The organism is Acinetobacter sp. M5A5_2a (assembly GCF_053345265.1).
Genome location: NZ_JBKEZV010000024.1, coordinates 1 through 1,047, shown reverse-complemented (window position 1 = coordinate 1,047; position 1,047 = coordinate 1). Strand labels below are relative to the sequence as shown.

1 protein-coding gene is annotated in these 1,047 nt (G+C 48.7%); it reads left to right on the top strand.

The window, feature by feature from the left end; all coding sequences use genetic code 11:
• Positions 1–1,047, top strand: a 1,047-nt coding sequence (locus ACLBWE_RS19100) for an Ig-like domain-containing protein (RefSeq protein ID WP_447604282.1), incomplete at both ends; no start/stop codon positions are given.

Here is a 1,047-nt window from a genome sequence, read left to right as displayed (position 1 = left end):
GACATCACCGTGGTTGGCGGTACATTGACTGGCTTGACCACGACGGACAACATCACTTGGACAGCAGTGTTTACGCCAGATGGCACAGGCACAGCACCAAGCATTGCAGTGGCTGATGGTAGCTACACTGATACCTTGGGCAACCCAGGTACAGGCGATGTACTTGATGGTACAGACGGCTTCATCGTTGATATTGTTCCGCCAACGCTTGCGATTACGACAGATGACCTTGAACTTACAGCAGGCGAAACAGCGAACATCACCTTCACATTCAGTGAAGCGGTTACAGGCTTTGATGCCAGTGATATCACTTTAGTTGGTGGTACATTAGGTGCGTTGACGACAACGGACAACATCACTTGGACAGCAGTGTTTACGCCAGATGGCACAGGCACAGCACCAAGCATTACTGTGGCTGATAATACTTACACAGATATTGCAGGTAACCTAGGTACAGGTGATGTACTTGATGGTACTGATGGTTTCGTTGTAGATATTGTTCCACCGACGCTTGCGATTACGACAGATGACCTTGAACTTGCGGCAGGTGAAACAGCGAACATCACCTTCACATTCAGTGAAGCGGTTACAGGCTTTGATGCCAGTGATATCACTTTAGTCGGTGGTACATTGACTGGCTTGACGACAACGGACAACATCACTTGGACAGCAGTGTTTACGCCAGATGGCACAGGCACAGCACCAAGCATTACTGTGGCTGATAATACTTACACAGATATTGCAGGTAACTTGGGTACAGGTGATGTACTTGATGGTACTGATGGTTTCGTTGTAGATATTGTTCCACCGACGCTTGCGATCAGTGCAACTGACCTGAATCTTGGTCTTGGTGAAAGCACCACAGTAACCTTCACCTTCAGTGAAGCAGTAACTGGCTTTGATGCAACAGATGTAACCTTGGCAGGCGGTACTTTAGCTGGCTTGAGTACAGCAGATGGCGGTTTGACCTGGACAGCGACCTTCACCCAAGATGGCAGTGCAACAGCACCGAGCATCAGTGTGGCGGATAACACTTATACTGACCTT